This is a genomic window from Mucilaginibacter jinjuensis (assembly GCF_028596025.1).
In the GTDB taxonomy this organism is placed as follows: domain Bacteria; phylum Bacteroidota; class Bacteroidia; order Sphingobacteriales; family Sphingobacteriaceae; genus Mucilaginibacter; species Mucilaginibacter jinjuensis.
In genome coordinates this window covers 1170528-1192514 of record NZ_CP117167.1, presented here as the reverse complement: position 1 = coordinate 1192514, position 21987 = coordinate 1170528, and the positions used below count along the sequence as shown (strand labels likewise).

Annotated in this window: 20 protein-coding genes; 8 read left to right on the top strand and 12 right to left on the bottom strand. The window is 42.0% G+C overall.

Annotated features, from left to right (window positions below):
* Positions 1 to 11 precede the first annotated feature (11 nt).
* Both PQO05_RS05550 and PQO05_RS05545 read left to right on the top strand, forming a co-directional pair.
* On the top strand, positions 12 to 1397 hold the full coding sequence (locus PQO05_RS05550) for a RagB/SusD family nutrient uptake outer membrane protein (RefSeq protein ID WP_273631683.1): 1386 nt from the start codon (positions 12 to 14) through the stop codon (positions 1395 to 1397).
* A 56-nt stretch (positions 1398 to 1453) separates the two neighbouring features.
* A complete protein-coding gene (locus tag PQO05_RS05545) occupies positions 1454 to 2356 on the top strand; it encodes a glycerophosphodiester phosphodiesterase family protein (RefSeq protein WP_273631682.1) in 903 nt (300 codons plus the stop codon).
* A gap of 661 nt (positions 2357 to 3017) precedes the next feature.
* Here PQO05_RS05545 and PQO05_RS05540 read toward each other — a convergent pair.
* From PQO05_RS05540 to PQO05_RS05485, 12 genes are all read right to left on the bottom strand, one after another.
* Positions 3018 to 3959, bottom strand: coding sequence for an alpha/beta fold hydrolase (locus PQO05_RS05540; protein WP_273631681.1), 942 nt, complete (start codon positions 3957 to 3959; stop codon positions 3018 to 3020).
* Positions 3960 to 4060: 101 nt separating this feature from the next.
* On the bottom strand, positions 4061 to 5053 hold the full coding sequence (locus PQO05_RS05535; RefSeq protein ID WP_273631680.1) for a S41 family peptidase: 993 nt from the start codon (positions 5051 to 5053) through the stop codon (positions 4061 to 4063).
* 604 nt (positions 5054 to 5657) lie between these two features.
* Complete coding sequence (locus tag PQO05_RS05530) at positions 5658 to 6596, bottom strand: acyltransferase family protein (protein ID WP_273631679.1); 939 nt, start codon at positions 6594 to 6596, stop codon at positions 5658 to 5660.
* A gap of 169 nt (positions 6597 to 6765) precedes the next feature.
* Entirely contained in the window at positions 6766 to 7905 is a 1140-nt protein-coding gene (locus PQO05_RS05525) for a TlpA disulfide reductase family protein (protein ID WP_273631678.1), read from the bottom strand.
* A gap of 26 nt (positions 7906 to 7931) precedes the next feature.
* Positions 7932 to 8504 (bottom strand): TlpA family protein disulfide reductase, encoded by a 573-nt coding sequence (locus tag PQO05_RS05520; protein WP_273631677.1) that lies wholly within the window; start codon positions 8502 to 8504, stop codon positions 7932 to 7934.
* A gap of 255 nt (positions 8505 to 8759) precedes the next feature.
* The gene (locus PQO05_RS05515; protein ID WP_273631676.1) at positions 8760 to 9458 is read right to left on the bottom strand and encodes a response regulator transcription factor; all 699 of its coding nucleotides are present in this window, start codon (positions 9456 to 9458) and stop codon (positions 8760 to 8762) included.
* A complete protein-coding gene (locus PQO05_RS05510; RefSeq protein WP_273631675.1) occupies positions 9455 to 10777 on the bottom strand; it encodes a sensor histidine kinase in 1323 nt (440 codons plus the stop codon). Before PQO05_RS05510 ends, PQO05_RS05515 begins: the two co-directional genes overlap by 4 nt.
* A 229-nt stretch (positions 10778 to 11006) precedes the next feature.
* Positions 11007 to 11309 carry a hypothetical protein gene (locus PQO05_RS05505; RefSeq protein WP_273631674.1) on the bottom strand — a complete coding sequence of 101 codons (303 nt, stop codon included), beginning with the start codon at positions 11307 to 11309 and terminating at the stop codon, positions 11007 to 11009.
* Between the two features lie 26 nt (positions 11310 to 11335).
* Complete coding sequence (locus PQO05_RS05500; protein WP_273631673.1) at positions 11336 to 11986, bottom strand: TetR/AcrR family transcriptional regulator; 651 nt, start codon at positions 11984 to 11986, stop codon at positions 11336 to 11338.
* A 9-nt stretch (positions 11987 to 11995) separates the two neighbouring features.
* Entirely contained in the window at positions 11996 to 13267 is a 1272-nt protein-coding gene (locus tag PQO05_RS05495) for an aminotransferase class I/II-fold pyridoxal phosphate-dependent enzyme (RefSeq protein WP_273631672.1), read from the bottom strand.
* A gap of 144 nt (positions 13268 to 13411) precedes the next feature.
* On the bottom strand, positions 13412 to 13642 hold the full coding sequence (locus tag PQO05_RS05490) for a hypothetical protein (RefSeq protein WP_273631671.1): 231 nt from the start codon (positions 13640 to 13642) through the stop codon (positions 13412 to 13414).
* A gap of 44 nt (positions 13643 to 13686) precedes the next feature.
* Positions 13687 to 13962, bottom strand: coding sequence for a hypothetical protein (locus tag PQO05_RS05485; RefSeq protein WP_273631670.1), 276 nt, complete (start codon positions 13960 to 13962; stop codon positions 13687 to 13689).
* A gap of 539 nt (positions 13963 to 14501) precedes the next feature.
* Between PQO05_RS05485 and PQO05_RS05480 the strand changes: the two genes are divergently transcribed.
* The 6 genes from PQO05_RS05480 to PQO05_RS05455 all read left to right on the top strand — a co-directional run bounded on the left by PQO05_RS05480 (position 14502) and on the right by PQO05_RS05455 (position 21050).
* Positions 14502 to 14681: a hypothetical protein gene (locus tag PQO05_RS05480; protein WP_273631669.1), complete on the top strand. Its 180-nt coding sequence runs from the start codon at positions 14502 to 14504 to the stop codon at positions 14679 to 14681.
* A 468-nt stretch (positions 14682 to 15149) separates the two neighbouring features.
* Positions 15150 to 15728, top strand: coding sequence for a DUF4142 domain-containing protein (locus PQO05_RS05475; protein ID WP_273631668.1), 579 nt, complete (start codon positions 15150 to 15152; stop codon positions 15726 to 15728).
* 180 nt (positions 15729 to 15908) lie between these two features.
* A complete protein-coding gene (locus PQO05_RS05470; RefSeq protein ID WP_273631667.1) occupies positions 15909 to 16064 on the top strand; it encodes a hypothetical protein in 156 nt (51 codons plus the stop codon).
* A 657-nt stretch (positions 16065 to 16721) separates the two neighbouring features.
* Complete coding sequence (locus tag PQO05_RS05465; protein ID WP_273631666.1) at positions 16722 to 17156, top strand: YciE/YciF ferroxidase family protein; 435 nt, start codon at positions 16722 to 16724, stop codon at positions 17154 to 17156.
* Positions 17157 to 18431: 1275 nt separating this feature from the next.
* Complete coding sequence (locus PQO05_RS05460) at positions 18432 to 19316, top strand: carboxylesterase family protein (RefSeq protein ID WP_273631665.1); 885 nt, start codon at positions 18432 to 18434, stop codon at positions 19314 to 19316.
* Positions 19317 to 19340: 24 nt separating this feature from the next.
* Positions 19341 to 21050 (top strand): sialate O-acetylesterase, encoded by a 1710-nt coding sequence (locus PQO05_RS05455; RefSeq protein ID WP_273631664.1) that lies wholly within the window; start codon positions 19341 to 19343, stop codon positions 21048 to 21050.
* Positions 21051 to 21987 lie beyond the last annotated feature (937 nt).

Here is a 21987-nt window from a genome sequence, read left to right as displayed (position 1 = left end):
AGAGATCAGCAATGAAAAAATATATATCAACCATACTCATTTGTTGCGTTAGCCTTTTATCGTGTAAAAAGAGCTTTTTAACGCTGGTTCCGCAATCTCAGGCTACAGATGTAGCTTATTATAAAACTACTGCCGATATTGGTAATGCCGTAACAGCAGCTTATGCATCGCTACAGAATATGTATTACGGAACGTTTGTAGATATGATGGAAGCCCGTGGCGACAATGTTGAAAACCTGAATCCCGGCGCAAATGCAGGTACAGAATACAACATCGACCAGTTTTTAGCTAAGGCTGATAATACGGATATCAAAGGGGCCTGGACTAACATCTACAACGGCATATCGCGCTGCAATAATACCATAGTACATTTAGATGTAGTAACCGACCCTAAACTAAAAGCGCAATATGAAGGGGAACTCAGGTTTCTGCGTGCACTTCATTATTTCAACATCGTACGTTTATGGGGAGCCGCACCGTTGGAATTAGCCCCTGTTACTGCAGACGATGCCAAAGCGCAAGGCAGAAGTTCTGTTCAGGATGTTTACAATGCTATTGAAACCGATCTTACAGCGGCTATAAACCTTTTGCCTGTTACTTATACCAACGCAACAGATTTGGGAAGGGCAACACAGGGAGCAGCCAAAGCACTTTTAGGAAAAGTTTATTTGACAGAAGCAAAATACACCTCCGCTGTTAACATATTAAAGGATCTGGTTTCGGCAAGCAATGTGTATGGTTATAAGTTGCTTCCTACCGTGGCATCCGTATTTGATGTGAACAACAAAATGAATGCAGAGATCATCTTTGCCGTTCGTTATAATAAAACCATAGCAGGCCAGGGCCATGGTTTGGCTGCTTACTTTAATCAACCGGGGTTAGACCCTAAATTGATTAGCAGTTATGGTTCAGGCGATCAACGATCCGATCTTTTAAACACCGTTACTTTGGATGCCAATGATAAGCCCGTTAAAAAATATTATGACACCTTCGACCCGAATAACAAAACACTGGGCAACGATTTCATTGTATTAAGATATGCCGATGTATTATTAATGTACGCCGAAGCATTAAACGAAACAGGCTATAATACAGATGCATTAACTTATTTAAATGCTGTACGTGCAAGGGCCGGTGCAGCCGTTTATACTACAGCCACGTTACCAGATCAAACAACATTTGGAACAGCTGTATTAAATGAACGCAGGTTAGAGTTACCATTGGAGCTACACCGTTGGTTCGATTTAATCCGTACCAATACGGCTATTGCTGCGTTAAAGAACTCTGGGTTAACACCTATTACTATTCAGGCTTACCAATACCTGTACCCTATTCCACAATCAGAAATTGATATCTCGACAAATAAATCGGGCTTTACACAAAATCCAGGTTATTAATTTCAAATACTCGGTGAAGGGCTTTAAAAAGCCCTTCACCATATTTAAACATCATTATGAAACACCTTTTTAAACAAATATTTTCAGGTACGCTATTACTTGTCGGCTTTAATGCCAATGCACAAGTTGACAAGCTTATCAAGCAGCTACACAACCCTAACGATAAAAATGTATTGGTTGCAGCCCATCGCGGCGACTGGCGCAATGCTCCCGAAAACTCATTGCAGGCTTACAAACTGGCTATTGATATGGGGGTAGATATTATTGAAGTAGACCTTAACAGAACCAGTGATGGTGTATTGATAATTATGCACGATGAAACCATTGACAGAACAACGAACGGAAAAGGTAAACCATCTGATTATACTTTGGAACAATTAAAAAAATTCCATCTCAGGAATGGTTTAGGTGTAGTTAGCAATCATAGCATTCCAACGCTTGAAGAAGTGATGTTACTCGCCAAAGGCAAAATACTGATTAACCTTGATAAAAGTTATCCTTATTATAATGAAGCTTACCGAGTGCTCAAGAAAACCGGAACGTTACAACAAGCTATCTTTAAAACAGATGCGCCCTATATAGATGTACGCGCTAAATACCCCACGATACTGGATAGCATAACGTTTATGCCTGTTGTTTACCTTGATAAGCCTACAGCCAAGCAAATTATCACTGAATATCAGAAAGAGATTAAACCCGTTGCTTTTGAATTGATCTTTGCAAAAGATACGTCAGGCATTATATCCAACAATGCTTTTATCCCTCAACATGGCTCTAAAATTTGGATTAACTCTTTGTGGGCGAGTTTAAATGCAGGCCATGATGATGATTTAGCAGTTGAGCGTGAAGACATTAAAAATAGTTGGGAATGGCTAATAAATCAACACGCCCGCATTATCCAGACCGACAGGCCCAAACAATTGCTGGAATACTTAAAAAGGTTATCGCTTCATCCCTAAGATTGTAATTGATACCGTTGCCAGCAATTTAACAATATGGTATCCCTTTTCATATTAAAATAAGATTACCTGCGTAATTGATAGAATTCATAGCAAGCAATATGAATGTTTATAGAACTCCTTTATCTCGTTCAAGTAATATTGGCGCACTTAGTAAGGTTGAGAGCAAGTTAAATCCAGGATATCAAGCGACAAAAAGACTGCCTTATCCACTATTCTTGTATAAGAACATGAAGGCTCAGGCTGTGTTTATAAGAGGTGATTTTTGTCGTTTTTTTATTATACTATTTGTATTAATCTCAAATCTCTCCCCGACTTTGAGATGTTTGACGTAATTCAAACACTCGTTGTTATTGATCAGTATAATCAGGTAGTTACAGACGTATAAGTGACTAACGTACCTTTCGCTCCAATATTTAAAAAAGCTTGCTGTGCTATTTGTTCCGCGCTGGATGTTCGTTTAAAATAGTGAAAGCATATCTGCTCAGCTCTACAAAGTGCTGCTTTATAGAACTGAGCAAATTTCAGGTTCCCCGGATTGAGGTAGTAACTCTATATGACAAATCGGTCGCATATCAATTTTAAACAACAGGGATGAACATTGTGAAAAAGCACTATGCTACGCTGTTAAATTGACGCTTAAGGTAATTTTAGAGGCAAACTATTTTTGATCCATCTGGGATGCTAAAATTTCGCTTAGCCAAGCCTCAACAGCTGTATCGAATGCAGCCGGCTGTTCGATCCAGGGACAGTGTCCGGAATCATTGAAAATTGCCATGTTGGCATGCGGCACATTCTGATAAATCCGTATAGCTTGTGAAATAGCGTCGCATACCACGTCATCATCGCCTGCCAGCACCAATACAGGTACGCTTATCCGCTTAAGATCTGGCAAAAGATTTTCGCTAAAAGTCTCTGCCTTGTTGGTATAATCCCAGGCCATGTCATTCAAGGTATAATTAGCCGGGAAAAGCTTCATCTTTGCGGGGTCGTGAAAATAAAACTCAAAAGTCTGCGACAGATCTTCCTGTAATGTTCTTTTTGTAGTGTCAAGCCCCAGCACCATGTCCGCCCGTTTCCAAGTAAAATATGGTTTGTTGACCCGTTTTAGCATTTGCTTATGTGCTTCCGCTAAATACATACTGTCGGCGACAGCCAAGGCATCAATGGCAATGATCCCATTTAAGTTGACGCTATAATGGATTCCATACCGCAGGACTTGGAAACCGCCGGCAGAGTGCCCGGCGACCCAGACTTTCGGCTGGCCAAGATAAATACGCAGTGCATCCATATCATCAGTGAAATATTTACCGGTATAGTGGCGGTAATCATCCGGGCCATTAGTTTTCCCGGAATGCCGCGTGTCATAAAACACTACTGTGAAATGCTTTTTAAGGACACTTATTGATCTGGCATAATCTACCGAAAGCCCCCAGCCCGGAGAAGGGAACAGACATACCGGTCCGGTCCCTTCTACATAGTAATGCATTTTCAAACCGTTCACCTCCGCAAAATGCTCACCCTGAGAAAGTTTACCTTGCGCTAATACTGTTTTAGTAAAGATAACAAGAATAATAAATGGAAATATTAACTTAGATTTCATAACAGATGTACTTTTAGGCAGTGTTTATCATTGATTTAACGCTTCGCGAACGACGCCCTTTCCTTGCCTACCTATTATTAATTTATTTATCTTTCTTAATCTTACTTAGTGTCGCTACTCAGGTTCGCTGCCCCCTGTTTTTTTGAAATGATGTAAGCTGCCGCTTCTTTTATCCAATCGCCGGAGGTCAGCTGTACGTCCGGAATAATACCGGTTCCCTCAAAAGATTTGCCGTTGAACGTAGCAATCTGGCAGACAGGAATATAAGCAACATATTTGTCAAATTCTATGCCGGCAACCGGGTTGGCCGCTCCGGCAGTTTTTTGCCCGAGAATCGTCGCCCTTTTTAACTGCTGAGCAACAAAGGCAAAATATTCCGCCGCAGACCCCGTATTTTTAGATGTCATGATGTAAACCGGAATATCCTGAAAATAATCCGTTATTGGCCGATGGTAAGTAATCTCAGTTTCTCCATTATGGCTGGAATCCCTGCATGTTTTTACCAACAGATGCTTATGTGCATCGCCTTTAAATAAAAAGTTATTGATAAATCCGCAACTTGACCCATTTCCTCCGGGGTTGTCTGTGATATCAAAAAGAATGGATGAACAACCTTTTAAAAAGTTCATCGCGTTCGCAATCTTTTCGAAAGCAGCCGAATCTGCAATGCAGCGCACGTATTTGATGTATCCGATATTATGCTGCAGTATTTTAACATCGACGAAGCCGCCGTTATAGTTTTCGGGTGTGCCTTCTTTCATTTCGCGCCGCCTCATAAAAGCTTGTGTGCCAACAAAGAAATGCAGGTCATGTGTCTCCCGACGAAGCAAGTTGGTTATCCTCCATGTTACAGAATCGGCGGGAAGATTATAGAATTTACCGGATTTCAGGTTTTCCAATAGTAACTGACTGAGCTGTTTCCCTTTTCCGATATCAAAATACACATCTTCAATTTTATGGCAAACCTCATTAACAAGCGACTCAGTTTCTTTTTTTGGCAGATTACTGACTTGAGTTACAGCCGTTGTTTGCGCGTTAACATCTATTACAATAACCATCATGGTTAATGACAGTACACTTTTTAAAAATTTCATGTTTTTTTATACCTTTTGCTGCGGCATTTACGCGGCATGTTAAATAATCGCGCAAGCTAACGAACAGCAACATCTGTAACTGTTAATAAAGCGTTAACGAAGCGTTAACGATTGCCCAATAGTTTCACTGAGAGTATAAACAGACAGTCACACCAATAATTTTTTATACCCTTGTGACAAACAGGTCAACGCTCAGCTTTGAAAAAATTTTATTTCCTCAGTAACTGCGAGATATGCTCTCTTCTAATGAGGGGCAGCTACAGCCTTACGTATACCGGACCAATAGCCTCCATTACTGTAAGAAATTCTACCTACAACTATCATTTGACCCCATGGGTAGCAGCCTCCTTTCAACATTCGTGTATAGACTCAATATATTGTACGCCTATAGCGTTTGTAATTAATATGTTAACGCAGGAGTCCACTAAGGATATCGTGAGTATACCTTCAAGACATTAAATCTTTAGCCAATTAAGATTTGCGAATAACAAACTTCATTTCAACTTTAGTCCTATTCTGTATTTAACCAATAATTTATACCTTATGCCAGTCAAAATTATCTATTATTATCCTTCCCTCGAACTGTTCCATAAGTCGAAGTAGTTCACAAAGTTGCGGAGAGCCATCGACGCAGAGCTTTAGTTAAATAACGCTCATACCACCGATAACTTAGTTCTGCAAAACCGGCAGCCAGCCCGATAATTAAAAAGGGAGCCAGACAGCTCAGTCCGCCCAACAGATGGTGAAAATGGTTGATCAACAACAGTCCGATTTCTTCATGTATAAGATACATACTATATGAAATAATGCCAATGCGGCGAAAAAAGAAGCTGCCCGGAACGCTTACTGGCGCGCGAAATATCATCCAAGAAAACACACCGCAAAACAATGCCAGCCCGGCACATAAAGGCCATGCGATTGTTGGGAAATAATTGAAGCTATCCTTTGTCACCCCCGCCAACACCAAAGCAAAGAAAAACCGCCAAAGCTTCGTCATTCCTATTTCATGTAAGGACCAGAATAAAGTACCCAACAGAAACCAGCCAATAAAAAAGCAAAGATTAAACAACTCGTCAGCGTAACGCCAGTTGCGCAGAAATCCATCTAGACCGGTACGTGCTGCCGCATCCGGATAGTTGTTCAGGAAGTAACCCGGCAGATACTTTAGCCAAGCCATGGTTATCCCCCCCAACAGCAAGTTTCTGAAAAATTGCCGCTTATTCAGGTAGTAGATTACCGAAGCGAAAAGGTAGAATTGTACCTCAGTCCATAGTGTCCAATAACTGCCGTTGATCCAGTGAAACTGATGGCCGCCGAGCATCCACCAAAGCTGCGGGTTAACAAACGTGAATCCCGGCAGTAGATTGCATAATTCATGTCCATAAGGAAATGTGGTCGGACGGTCTAACAAGCAAATACCACCATAGGTCAGCAAGGAACAGAACAACATTGCGGGAAACAACCGCGAAAACCGATTGAGACAAAAATTCCGAAAAGAGGGTGTACGCGCCAGCGTATAGCTGATGACGAATCCCGAGATCATAAAAAAAAATTGTACGCCGAGGTAGCCGTACCTGGAAATATGCAGGAAAAAATCCTTATGAGGATACCCGCGCGGTTAACGGGTTGGTGAGGTGAAGCAGCATGACAGCAATCACCGCCATCGCTCTGAAACTGTCCAACCAATCGATGCGGCCATCTTTCATAATTAATCAAGCATGCGAAGATTCTGCATTTATTAAGAATATTCTTTTAAGAAACGTAATCAGTTCCTTACCAAACAGGTTTTTACCTACGATAACACCTTTAGGATCGATGATAAAATTAGATGGGATTTCTTCGATCTGGTACCGCTTTTCGGCTGGCCCATCGAAACGTTGCTGGTCGGAAACCTGTGTCCATGTCAGCCGATCTGTAATAACAGCCTTTTGCCAAGCGTCGTGATCCGTATCCAACGATACTCCTAACAACTGCAAACCGTGCTCGTGGTAGCGCCGGTAAAGTTTCACGATATTGGGGTTTTCCTGACGACAGGGGGGACACCACGACGCCCAGAAATCTACCAAAACATATTTCCCTCTGAAATCGGAAAGCTTCACTATTTTTCCATCGAGGCTTGCGGCGGTAAACAAAGGTGCCGGCTGGCCGACGGAGGCAGGCTTGGCATTTTCCATTGCGGCGATAAACCCACGGACTGCTGAATTTTCTTTAAAGCGATCCCGGATCGCTTCCGCGTAGGCGATCAATTGCGGCTCGTATTTTCTTCTATCAAGTGAGTTAACCGCGTAAAAACCGGATAAGGAGTTTTCATGACTAAGAGCAAAATGCAAAGTCTTTTCAGCAAACTCGCCTGATAACCTTTGGTAAACCAATGAAAAGACATTTAACAATGAATCCTTATTCTTATCCACCTGTTGCAATTCAGCTCGGTAGCGATTCACCAGCTCCTGGTTTTTTCGTGTATATTGACGATTGAGGTTGTCCCAATCTCTTAACTGCATGGTGGCTTGTGAGCCGGTGATGTCAACAACATGTGTTGTATCCTGAAAATCCGTCTGGATTTTGATTATGTCACCATTTTCAACGATCAGATCAAAGATCCTATCTCCTATTCTTAATTTGTAAAGGTTGGGGCATGCTGTCATTCCCCGGAATTGAAATTCTCCATTCACGCTAAGATTTGTAGAATCGCTGGGCTGCATTCCCGCACTGTCAGCAGCCAGCAGGTAAACTTTTCTGGCCTTACCTGCGTTTAAGATCTTGCCATTAATTGTAAAGGAATCGCTGTTCCTGCACGAGAATCCTAACATGACGACTGAAACGGACAGCGCAAGTTTTAGAACCTGTTTCATCAGAAAATCTTTAAAAGTCTGCACGTCTATGACAAAGTCTTCACTAGTTCAACTTGTTTGATCACCCCATCCGCGCGCTGGTCATTAGTCAGATCAGAGTCATAGCCTACCAGTTTATATCTAATAATACCATTGCGATCCAGGATAAATTCAGTAGGGATGCCCCACATGCCAAAAATTTTATAATACTTATCCTGCTTGCCTTCTTTACCCGCTTCGTCGAACAGCACCTGGAAGTCATATTTGTTTTTGGCCATATCTTCTTTGGCTAGGCGAACATAGTCCGTCGATCTTTCCCTGGTATCAATGAACAGGAAGACCACGTCTTTATCTGACTTGTAATGATCGACTGCTTTTTTCATAGCCGGAAAATTTTCGTGACAAGGCACACACCAGGTAGCCCAAAAATCAAGTATGACCACTTTCCCTTTAAAGGTCGCTAAGGATACGTTTTTGCCGTTGATGTCTTTCAAGGTGAAGTCAGGCGCTGCCTGACCTAACGAGATCGTATCGGTCGGCATGGCGATTGTTGCTTGGCCTGAACTTTTAAGCGGAATGCTAAACGCTAATACAAGCGCGGTAAAGAGAAAATATTTCATATCGTGTTTTGATTGTTTTTCAGATCTGGCAAAATGGAATGGTTGCCCCATAAAATTACGATGGGATCGTAGCTGGCAAGCGTCCGATAACACATAGATAGATGCTTGCCAGTTGCTACCTTCATTTTACAATTCAATTAACTAATTAACTAACGGCAAACACAAACTATTAACTGACCGTTATTTTCAGGGCAAAACTACCGCCTGATTGCCAGACATTCAGTTAATAAAGCGTTAATGAAATGTTAATGATGGTTAGAATTTATTCGGGAATAGGAACCGGTAGCCGATACCACGGACACTTTCGATGGTAATGCCGGGATCCGCAGCTAAGTACTTTCGCAGGCGGGTAACAAAAACGTCCATGCTCCGGCCTTTAAAAAAATCGTTCTCTTTCCACAATTCCTGAAGGATCTGTTCCCGTTTGACCAGTTGACCGTCGCGTTGGTACAAATAAAGGAGCAGGTCGGATTCGCGTTGCGTCATTAGCTGCACCTGTTCGCCATTTTTCAGTTGCAATCCCTCCGGTTCAAATGAAAAACGGCCGATCTGCAATTGCTCAACTGGCTTAGAACTCAAGGCTGCCCGGTTCGTACGTTTCAGGATATTATTGATCCGCAGGATCAGTTCGTCCGCATCAAAAGGTTTAGTAATATAATCGTCCGCGCCCAGTTTCAGCCCGGCCAATACGTCTTCCCGGCTTTTCCTGGCAGTCACGAACAAAAACGGCAAGTTGGGATGAGCCTGCTTTAACGCTTCCGCCGCGGTCAAGCCATCTTCTTCCGGCATCATCACGTCCAGTACAACTATGTCAAATGCTTCAACAGCCAATCTTTCCCTGGCTTCCCTGCCGTTAAACACGCGTGTCGCGTCAAACCCGTTCAGTGCCAGGTATTGACGAAGCAGCTGGCCCAGGTCGTTATCATCCTCTGCAAGTAAGATCTTTATTTTCATGTGACAGGAAGATGAATGGTGAATGTGGCTCCTTTACCTTCGGCGCTTTCCACGCTTATAGATCCGTTCAAACGGGCGATCAGTTCGGTGCATAAAAATAACCCAAGTCCTAATCCTTTTACAGTATGTAGGTTTTGTTGCGGCACCCGGTAGAACTTTTCAAAAATATGCCGGTGGTAGGCTTTGGCAATGCCCGGCCCTTCATTTTGGATAGCGATCGTATAATGTTTTGCCGTAAGGCCGGTAGTGACCCGGATAGTCGTGCCGTCAGGACTATATTTGATTGCATTCTCTAAAATATTCCTCAATATACGCTCCAGCGCCTGCTTTCCGGTTTGGATCGTTACCGGCGTTCCCAACAGACCGATCTCAAATGCCCGGCCCGTTTTCTGATAATCGTCCAGATAGCTTTGTAGAAAATCCGGCATGATAATGGGTTCAAACGGGATATCATTCTTTTCCAGCATGGCGCTTTCCAATACCGACGCTACGCTGCTATGGAGCCGCTGCTGCTGACGGCCGAGAGCGGCTATGGTTTCGTCGAGTAAACGTTCGTCCGAGCGGACAGTCCCGGTTTTCAGTGTTTTAACGATAAGCGCAATAGTGCTGATCGGCGTTTGCAGTTCATGCGTGATGTTATTGGCAAAATCCGACCGGATATCGGCTATCTTCTTTTGCTGATAGATCGCTTTGAAATTCAGGAAAAGGGTGACGATCATCGCAACAAATAACGTCAGGGAAAGTAGAAAAACCAACAGCATCCGCATGAAAACCGCTTGGTCAGACCGGTAACCGATATGCCGGGAGGTCATGAAATTCACTTTATAATTACCGGCAGCACCGCTTTCTGAACTATCCTGGGAAATGATCGCTTCTTTGGGATCGTCAAAGTCTTGCCAGGTTTCGGTTCCAGTTTTTGATAACGATCCCAGTAGCGCTAAGGGTGCCGATTTACTGTAAAGCAGGCTATCGAGTTGCCCGCTCTTTCCAATAACGACCCTGTCGTAAGTCTCCAGGTACAGTATATCACTTAGCTGGGGATTACGGATGGCGAAATGCGTCCATGCACTGTCTGCTGAAAGTTTTTCCTTCCCGATGATCTGTTTAAATTTTTTAAGAAAAATAGCCTGGTCGATCTGACCGGCAGCATAATTTGCGGAGAGTGTCAATACACCCGACAATGCCTTTTCATGAACTTTTTTGATCGCGGGATCTTTTTGAAAAGTATCAATCTTGGAGGCTACTTCTTTAAAGTAATTTTCTCTTGTCAAATGATAGGTGTTACTGACCAGATAAAACTGGATGGCACCCAGCAACATTACCACGATAACGGATAAAGCTCTTAACCGAGCTATTTTACGCGAATGATTCACAGGAAGCCGCCTTGAACAGATCGTTCCTTAATTACTTCCTGATACCGGGAAGTATAGCTTCTTAATTCCTGTTCAGCGTTTGTTATGTATTCCATAAATCACATTCAGGCGCCAGTTTTTAAAGAATATGAGATACCCCACTGACCCTTATATGGAGGCAATATAATTAAAAGAATTAATCTGCCATTTCATTACCAAAATATTGATCCATCTCTAGTGCCGCATATCGCATCGCATTTACCGCAATAGATAAAGGCTGTAAATGTTCTTCATCCAAAAATTCTATTCCCCGTTCCTGTCCAAGTGCCCAACCGATAAACGGTGTTTGTGACATCGTTAATGTATCAATACTGGCATTAAGTTCAATAGTTGGTACAACTATGTTAGCCGTTAAATTGTGCTCCTTAATATGCATTGCCTTTGCTGAAATATGATTTGCACTTAAACCAAGTTTTTCAAATAATTCCCTAACCCTCATGCTACGTCAAATTAATTCTGATGATGTCATCGCTTATATTTTTCAGCCTTTGCATATGTATCCTTTAAGATTTGTTTGATGGCGTTCTTAATCCGTTCCAGGCCTTCCGGCGAATTAACATCTATCTGGCAAAAAAGACTATCATTAGATTTTGCATGCAATACCATGTAATAAATGCCGCCAACCAGTAGTCCGGCCACTGCTCTCAGGTCAACGTCGGTATTCGCAAAATAGGGATCGGCCGAGTTAAAGAAAGTTTCTCCCAATTTTTCCCTTTCTTCAGCAATTTCAAACATAATTTCACTGCGCTCACTCAGCTGCCAAAGTACAATCTTCTGCATTTCCTCCTCCTTGTGGAAATAACTTAGCTGGTTAATCAAAAGCGCTTCGAGAATTTCCCTCGTGTCTTTATTTTTCTTTTCTTCCATTAATTCCCTAGCGTTTCCGGCTGCTGCTACCCAATAATCTTTCCCACGCACATAAGTTTCAACCAGGTTATCAAGGCTGCCGAAATACATGTTAATTAGCATCCTGTTTAATCCGGCAGCTTTCCCAACATTGACAGAACTAAGCCCGGTATATCCTTTAGTCTTTATAATTGTACCAACGGCATCTAACAGCTTTTGCATAGATCGCTCTTTACTGTTTTTTTCACCATTATAAGTTGCTTTAGCCATAATCCAGTATTATCTACTGGAAATATGCAATTTTTGATTTATATATTCAAATGCGTTTAATGCCTTGTCAAGGTGTTCACGTGTATGTGTTGCCATCAGACTCGTCCTAATCCTGGCATTTTTTCTCGCAACTCCCGGATATACAATTGTATTTGCATAAATTCCGGCATCGAGCAATAACCTACCTGCGTCGCCTGTTTTATGAGGGTCGCCAATTTTAACAGGTATTATTGCTGACTCTGTATTACCAATATTTAATCCCAGATCAATTAAGCCTTTCTTAAAATAGCCAACGTTATCAGCCAGCATCTTACGCCACTGGGGTTCTTCATCAATCAGTTCTATTGCCTTAATTAACCCTGCTGCTGCCGGTGTCGAGGTGGACGAGAAAACCTGCTGCCTGGATTGAAACTTTAAAAAATTTATGATTTCCGGACTGGCAACAATGAATCCGCCAATATGGCCAAATGTTTTGCTTAGCGTACCCGATATAATATCTATCTTGTCCATTAAATTAAACTTTTCTATTGCGCCACGTCCATGTTCTCCGATTACCCCGATGCCATGGGCGTCATCAACCATCAGAAACCCGCCGTACTCTTTGGTAAGATCATATATTTCTTTCATTTTTGCCAAATCTCCGTCCTGAGAATTTACGCCGTCGATGATGACTAACTTGGTGCGGAATTTCTCCTGAGCATCCCTTAAAATTCTTTCCAGCGAGTCCAGGTCATTATGTAAAAACAATTTAAAATTAGTTTCTTTTACTCCCTCATATACACTTGCATGTACTGCCATATCTAGTATGGCAACATCCTCTTTTTTAAGGAGCGCAAGCAACGTTGCACTATTTGAAGTGTAACCAGTTGTAAATACTAGTGCCGAGTCAGGCGTTCGACCAAAAAATGCTGCTATTTTGGTTTGAAGCATTTCATGATATTCGTGGTGGCCACCGATAAGGGGCGAAGCTCCGGCACCTGTGCCATATTTTTGGATGCCTTTAATGGCTGCTAATTTGACGGCAGGGTGTTGTGTAAAATTTAAATAGTCATTTGATACCAGGCTGACACATTTTTTAGGAGTCTTATTAAAAGGAGATGTCACCCACATTTCAGGGCCGCAACCGTTTTGGCCGGTCATAAAGCGGAAATTCATTTGCCCGCTTTCCTCCATATAGCTGGTGAATTGCTGAAACACCAGGGCCCGCTGGAATATATTCAGTTCAGGAATGTTTTCAAAGTCCTTAAAGCTTGCTTTTTCAAAGTTGATGTTACTTTTCATACGTTTGCTATTTAGATAAGGGTAATTTATATCATTAAATTACAATTTTAGCAGACGTGATAAAATTAAAAAATTATAACTCAGAAGGTATTTACAATTTCATGACAGAGGGATTGAGGTAGATCAATTTAAAAATGCATGCACTTAAATGCGATATCGTAGAGATATTGCCATGCCAATTGCTTTAAATAATTCTTTGTTTTCTGTATCTGCTTCTTCTTTTGAACTCCAACCGTTCGTATCTCTTATCAATGTAGTGGTTACATCATTAATCAATACTTGAATTTCCTGATCTGTTTTACTTAACGGCTTTGGATTTAGAATTTGGAAGATATAATCTTTTTGATTGAAAGTGATTCTTAACAGCTGCCCCATAACAGCCCTAAGATAATTATATCATTGCTACTGTCAAATAAATCTTATTTTTCGGTATTAGAATTTTTATAATGCCAGGGATGACGGTTGAGTTGTTCATTGTTTTCACTAGTACTCAACTTATTATACAGTTGCTCATGCAAACGCCTTTCGACGAGATTTACCGTGGTTTCAATGGGACCGCCTAACTCTCTCCCTTCTAAAGCATAGAACCAAGTGCTTAACTCTTTATTTTCTGAGTCATTGAGAGTTTGCATTCGCCATTTCTGAACAAGGTCCAAGACACGCCGGCCCTGATCAGTGTTATCATGCTGATTCATAAAGTAAATAATGATTATTTGCGATAAAAGAAATCCCCTAACAATCGCTGCACGGGGATTTCACCTAAACCTTATCACAATTGGCAGCATTTGCAACCAACATAGGCCATAAAAATGCCTTTTATATTTCTATCTAACAAGTTGACAAATATTACAATCATTGACATTTATTACAATCCTATTTAACCATAATACTCAGATGTACAGATAGTACTGTTCTATGAAACTATTTCCGGGTTATACTCGCCTCAACCGAATTAGGCCCAACTTTGTCAATGCCAGCTACGATGAAATAAAATCAAGTTTCCCCATTTCGGAATTTGCGAATTGTTTATACCAGTTAAAAGAAACAGGAAATTATTCACTGGGTTTTAGGTGTAGGTATCGATTTGCAACTATCATAGAAAATAGGCGCAATCGATCTTTTGTTTAATGTTTTGGTTAAACTTATTTATACCTTCAGGTCAATAAAAGCCGTCTATAGAGATTTGGTAAGTGGGTTCGTCTACCGCATACGAATATCAGACATCCCAGGCAGTGTGAATATTAACAGAATTATAATCAGGATCCGGCTTAATCTGGGTGTGTTCATCATTCAATTTGTTTACTCTTTTTACTTCTACGATAGCCATCGGATAGATAGCTGCTATGCCTATATCAACAAATTACGACCGAAATTTGAACTCACCAACGGCACCCTTGCTCAGCAGGAGTTTTAGTGTAGCCCTGTATCCGAAAGATGTGTCCATTTGCGCAGAAACCGGCTGTCAGTGTTCAATGCCTGGTCGGTTATTTGCTGCCACTTGACGCAAACGCGACGGACATGGCGGGTTTGTAGTTACACACTGCGAAGCGTAGGCTTATTTTGATGAACAGGACCAGCCCGATGGAATATATTGTATTGGTTACTATGTCATTGATACGCGAAGCCGGCTGGATTCTGCGGAACATCAATAGCATGAAATCGGTTTTTATTAGTCTGATTTGGTGCGTAAGCCTTTAGCTAAGTTATCGGATCAAGTAATTTGATCCGTCAGGAATCTGAGAAAAGGGTCTGACAAATTTATGCAATATACTGAAGGCCAGTACAACCGTGCTGGAACAGGTCACCAAGGGTATTTCTAATAAAACCGACGAATAGCTAAACTATGGCATCAATTACTTGTTATCTTATAAATCAACTAATTATGAAAAATATAAATTTACTATTTGCAGCCTGCGTAACAGCAGTGACTTTCCAGGCCTGTTCCGGAAACAAAACCGTTTCGACAACAGACAGCACCACTGTGAAAACAGACAGTACTACAACGGTTAAGGCAGACTCATCCGTGGCGGCGTTGCCTGATACGACTTTTGCAAGCAAAGCCGCAGTTGGCGGTATGGCTGAAGTCGCACTAGGCAAAATGGCAGCGGCGAAAAGTGCAAGCAAGGAGGTTAAAGATTTCGGCACTATGATGGTCATGGACCACGGTAAAGCTAATGAAGAACTCAAAGCCATTGCCCAAAAAGAAAAACTTATGCTGCCGGCCGGGCTGGATGCCGAGCACCAGACTAAGAGTGACAGTCTGAGTAAACTGAGCGGTAAAGCTTTTGATAAAGCTTACGTTGCGGCGATGGTCGAAGGGCATAAAAAAACTTTAGCCCTGATGCAGAATGAAGCATCCGGCGGAAAAGATGCCGATTTAAAAGCCTTTGCCAGTAAAACAGCGCCGATAGTTCAACACCATTTAGATGAAATCATCAAGATTCAGGCCGGCTTAAAATAATGGTGTGTTTGTCTATAGTTTTAGTGGGCCGCTCTCCGAGCGGCCTTTTTGTTACTCCATAATTTCTTACATGACAGTATTTAACTGTAAAAAATGAAATCGGGTCAGACAACGTAACGATATTTCGGAAATGGTTTATTCATAAGCTCATGTCAAAGAAACTACATTTAAAAGACCAAGTTGAAAACAGCAGACACGTCAGTTATCTCGAAGTCGGTTAGGGACAAAAGTTTGGGTAACATCAGATATGAATTGATTAGCCGTAACGCATTAAGACTGGCAGCTATAACAGCTTTGCGAAATCGCTTTTTCCCAACTTTCGATGTTTATGGCTAAGGTTATAACTTCGATAGGATATATCTGAAAGCGTATTGCTAGAACACCAACCATAGCCCTGTTAAACTCATTGAAATGGAATTATGTTCTTCTACTATAGTAACATTATAACATAAACTCCTACCAATAAGTACTTACTACCGATGACCAGATTGAACATATTAAAGGAGACGTAGTAAGGACCGACATCTGGAATATACTCTTTGACTACTAATTGTTAAGTTCACCTGTTAACGCTAACAATGGTTTCAAAAAAAATAGGTTATAGAAAGTTAACTAAAATATTTGGAGAAGGAGAACAATTGAATACACTGCGAAAGCCCGGCTTGAATTCAGTTATTTTTATCAAAGCATTGGTTCTGATCAGAATGTCAGTTCTAAAGTCTTCTGCGTCGGGCCTACTGCTGCCAACATTATCACTATATCGCTTGATACTATATTAAGCCATCCATCACAGCGGCTTCTGATTTTAAAAATCCTGATTCTTGGAACGCGAATTGCGTTAGACTTTATATAGTAATTAAATCTACCATTAAGGCTAAAAAAACAAACAACAAAACGGCGGCAGCAGCTGCAAGTCGTTCAGCGGAAGCAGAGAGCGCTTTAAAGGAATTATTTATTGACGAGATCAAAGACATCTATTGGGCCGAAAAACATTTGGCATTAGCTTTGCCGAAACTTATCAAAGGAGCGACATCCGAAGATTTGAAACAAACTATTACAACCCACCTGGAGGAAACTAAAAATCAAATTCTTCGTCTTGAAAGCGTGTTTGACTCGATCGGGGAAAAACCTGCTGCAAAAAAATGCCTGGCCATGGAAGGCCTATTAAAGGAGGCTACCGAGCTATTGGAAGATACGGATAAAGGTACTGAAGTACGCGATGTAGCGATCATATCAGCTGCTCAAAAAGTGGAACATTATGAAATCGCGTCTTACGGTATATTACGCACGCTCGCCGGAACATTAGGTTACAGCGAAGCGCAAAGTTTGCTTGACGAAACATTGGCGGAAGAAAAAAATGCCGACTCACTACTCACGCGAGTTGCGGAGAACTATGTTAATGAGGCTGCTGCTGCAGAAGTTAAATAAACACCATATTAAAACAAGTAAGGGACTGTAATTACAGTTCCTTACTTGTTTTAATATTGAATGGCGAATATTCTAATATGAGGTAAAGCAATTGACAATCGAACTTTTTAAGGCAGGCAAACCGATTTAAACGGTCATAAACACATGCTGTTATATTTGACCATATTGCTATATTAATAGAGTAATATGGTCATCAGTAAACTTGTGGCATCTATATGCCAAAGGGATCACTGATTGCATCATTTTACGGTCTTTAACCGTGTGGCATTGGCTGTAGGGTTTCTGCCCGCCGGATTTGTTAAAATAGCTGGGGAGCGCTTTGCCAGCTGCTAGTTCAACACTCATCCAATGGGTCACAACCTTGAAGTTTTAAGGCTTACCGTTTGTTATTGTCCTTAATTGGCGTGATACAATCACTGTCTCCCTGATGTTGCTTATCCCACGAACTGCACGCTTGGCGCACTGCTTTATTTCACTATCATTGTAAATATCTTTATTCTTTCAATTGCAACCCGTTTTGACGGCTCGTTATGATCATCCCCGTTAATGGTACTGTCACTCTTTAACTTGTTGTGCTGCGATTACGATAAATTGAGATATTCCGTCCCTTTAAGCCATCTACCCTGCAAAGTTTCAGTTCTGTACAGCCGGTGAAAAGTGACAAATTTCCGTGGATGCAGTCACTTTTTTGCTGATGGCGCAGCCCTAACAAATATCTACTACATTATGTCGCGTAATACCTGGAACGGTTTTGAGAAACAATATTCTGGTAAAACTAACCCCCATGCCTGCGAGGTATTTTGTGATTGCATACATAACCCTTGGAAATTTATTATAAAAGCAGAAAATTGAAATGAATGATTGTTAACAGACTCTCATAAACTCAGGGCTGTTCGTGTCACTTTGTGATAGCGTGTAGTGATAATCCTGCTCATTTTATTCGATAATTCGTCCGTTAATGATCTGTAAAAGTCACTTTCGATTTTTTATACACGCAGATTCCGTGATCCTAACTCTCCCAGGCATCGATAACAATCAAGCGGCAGAAGTTAAACGAACTTATGAAGAATGTTGTACTTGTTATCATATTATTATTGTCGGTTAATATGCAGTTAAGCTTTAATTAATCTTCCCTCCTACTTTTGCAATTGTTGTTCGTCACTCGATTCGGCGCAGAAGTAGTCAAATTCTCAGCTGTCGTAAACGTGAATAGCGAATCGACAACTTGGAACATTATTAAAATAATATACATCATGAAACTAAATCGACCCGCTTATGACGAACAAAGTTTATAACCACTTGGCGCTCGTAATTTTAATTTTTCCATTACTGGCGGGCAATCACTTTAGATCAAAAATAAAAAGTAAAATCAAGGGTGATACAATCTCTCAGGTAAATCCGCTTCATCCCGACTATCAAAAATACCCGCTCAGGGAATGGGAAAGTGAATTTAGTGATTTCGCTTTTTTTACCTTTCAAAAACAACATCATATGCTGCCTTACCGCCTTCATAAACCAGCTTTGACGCAGCCCGGAAAAAAATACCCGCTAGTGCTATTTTTTCATGGCGCCGGGGAGCGCGGTAATGATAACCGAAAGCAACTTTTGCGCTTTACAACATTGCCATTCTGGCAAAAGCACGAATGTTATATACTAGCTCCACAATGCCCGGCAAAGCCTGAAAACGGCCCCGATGGCGAATCAGTATGGGTGCAAACAAATTTTGGTGCGACATCGCATAGAATGCGTGAGGTCCCTTCATGGCCGCTTCATTTGGCCATGGAACTATTAAATAAAGTCATATCGGAGAACAGCAATATCGACCCGCGGCGTATTTATGTAACCGGCTTATCGATGGGTGGCTACGCGACGTGGGAAATTCTACAGCGCGAAAATAATAAATTTGCAGCGGCAATGCCGGTCTGCGGGGGAGCCGATATCAGGTTTGCAAAGAAACTAAGCCGAATACCAATTTGGGTATTTCATGGCGACTCAGATAAAATTGTGCCGGTAAGCCGCTCCAGGGATATGGTAAAGGCGATCACAGAACATGGCGGTAAACCTGTTTATACAGAATTCCCTGGTGTCAGGCATGATGCTTGGACAGTAACTTATAATGATCAGAAAGTTTGGGACTGGCTGTTCGATCAACGCAAATAATTAACAATCCATATCTCCAATTAGATGAATATCAAGATTTCATTCTTTATAGGTTTATTTTTCGCCGTGGTCGGCTTGCATGTCCGCGCTTCGGCACATCTCCCCGCAATTTTCGGCGATAACATGATACTGCAGCGTAATATGAATATTCCCGTCTGGGGACGTGCGTTGCCTGGTGAACATGTTATTATCAATTTTCGGCAACACAGCTACCAAGCGGACGCTGATACTAATGGCAAATGGACGCTTAAGCTCGGATCCTACCAAGCCGGCGGCCCCTATGAAATGCATATCAGAGACCAAACAGGTGAAACCGTATTCAAAAATATCTGGATCGGGGACGTATGGGTGGCATCAGGGCAATCTAACATGGAGTTTGGCATACAGACCGAACAAAATGGTCAAGAAACAATTGCACGGGCAACCGACTCCCTCATTCATTTTTTCTATGTGCCAATGGCCTATTCGCTTATTCCCCAAGATGACATTTTGAACCCTGGCAGCGAATCGCTTAATGGTAAATGGGTAGTTTGTTCGCCAAAACTACTTGCGAGTTCCGGATGGGCCTGGCACGGATTTTCAGCTGCAGGATACTATTTTGCGCAGCAGATCAGGATTAAACTACATTGTCCGGTTGGTATGATCGGGGTTTACAAGGGCGGCACACCCGCTCAGGCATGGATCAGCGAGAACGGCCTTAGCCGCAAGCCTTCGTTTAACCGATATGTAGAGGCGCACCAAAAGCTTATTGATAACCTCGACCAGGCTAAAAAAACTTATCCGAATCAAGTAGCAGCATATCAATTAGCGGTGAAACAGTGGAATACCGATTTCGGCGATAACTTTAATCAACAAATAAAACAATGGGACTCCATTGCGGCACAGGCTAAGATCTTGGGGAAGCCCGCACCAGCCATGCCGGTACCTATACACCCCCGGCCAATAGCACCGACGCCCCCCGAAGGTGGCTTCGGCGCCCCCGCTAATTTATATAATGCCATGGTAGCTCCCGTAGTGCCCTATGGCATCAAAGGGGTTATTTGGTATCAGGGCGAGGGTAATGGCGACCGGCTTAGTGACGCGCTGGAGTATAAAGATCTTTTCCCAAGACTTATTGAAGACTGGCGCGACAAATGGCAGCAAAACAAATTACCTTTCCTGTATGTACAACTTGCTAATTACAGGGCACCGGCTAAAACTCCCGCAGAAGGCAACTGGCCCTGGGTACGGGAAGCACAGCTGAAAACATTGGCTTTGCCGCTGACGGGCATGGCTGTAACCACTGACATCGGCAACGCTGACAATATTCACCCGCTTAATAAAAAAGATGTTGGATTACGCTTAGCCTTAACCGCCCGCCAAGTCGCCTATGGTGAACACATTGTAGCCTCAGGGCCTATTTATGAGAGCATGAAAGCAGAAGGCCATACCCTAAGGTTAATTTTCAAGTCTACCGGCGGCGGGTTAATAGCCGATTCCGTCAGGCATCCCGGACAAAAAGTATTAACCGGTTTTGGAATTGCTGGTAATAATGGCAAATTTATTTGGGCCAGGGCAATAATAGATGGAAATTCTATCGTCGTATCGGCCGATGAAGTCCCCAATCCAGTAGCGGTCAGATATAATTGGGCGGACAATCCGACCGGTAATCTTTATAACAAAGAAGGCCTGCCGGCCTCGCCATTCAGAACGGACAACTGGGATGAGCAGTCCGCTCATATGAAAAGTCCATAATCTGTTCCCCGACTTATGGCATAACAGGATCTGTAGTAACCAGCGGAAATATGCAACTACTACCCTATCACTTAGCAGCCTTAGGTCCGGTCTTTACCCAAATGCCTCCGCAAAAAAGCTCTGCTGATTCCTGACATATAATTCATAATAATCGTGTTAGCAGAGTACACATTTACTACTTTTACCGCAATTACTTTATAACCTTGTGCCCGGATATTTGTCTGGTCGATGGCAATCAACTCCCTAGTTATTATTTAGTTATGCAAACTCTTTAGGAAAAGACATCGGCTATCCTGTATCCCTTTATGTTACAACAACTGTTTTAGCAAATAAACAACTTTCTTCTAACTCATTAATGAGGTAGGTTCGGTTATCAGCATATACACCTGATCGTGTACCCCAAAGTAATACAATGACCGCGGATCCGTGTGATCAAAATCCAACCTGTTTAATATCGGCATAACATTTTGTCCATAATCCTCTCCAATGACAAGTTTGATTTCTCCCATAAAAGCAACTGTTCCGCATTAGTACGAGCTACCCCGACGTTCCCTATTACGCGACAAATTTCTAAACAAATTTAGCGGTAATTCGATCCCAGCGATATCCAAAAACAGTATATCATCCCTTCAGGCCTGTTATCGGATCAAGTTCAGTGTAAAGTGTCTGAACGCAACTGCCCATAAGTTTTCGCTAATAAGCTGGCTCCTTGAAGCAGCTTTATTTCAGGCGCAGAATATAAAGGCCTTTTATTTGCAGATTGGCTCGCTCAACCAATCCGAATAGGCAGCCGTCCGGATTGCAGAAGACATTACATTGCCTAAGTATCCGGACTAAATAAAGATTTGCAAACATTTACAGCAGAACCCTAATTCCTGGCTAAGTCAGCAAGAATAACAGAGCCATAAAATGATGTCAAACTATCTTTATAGCAAAT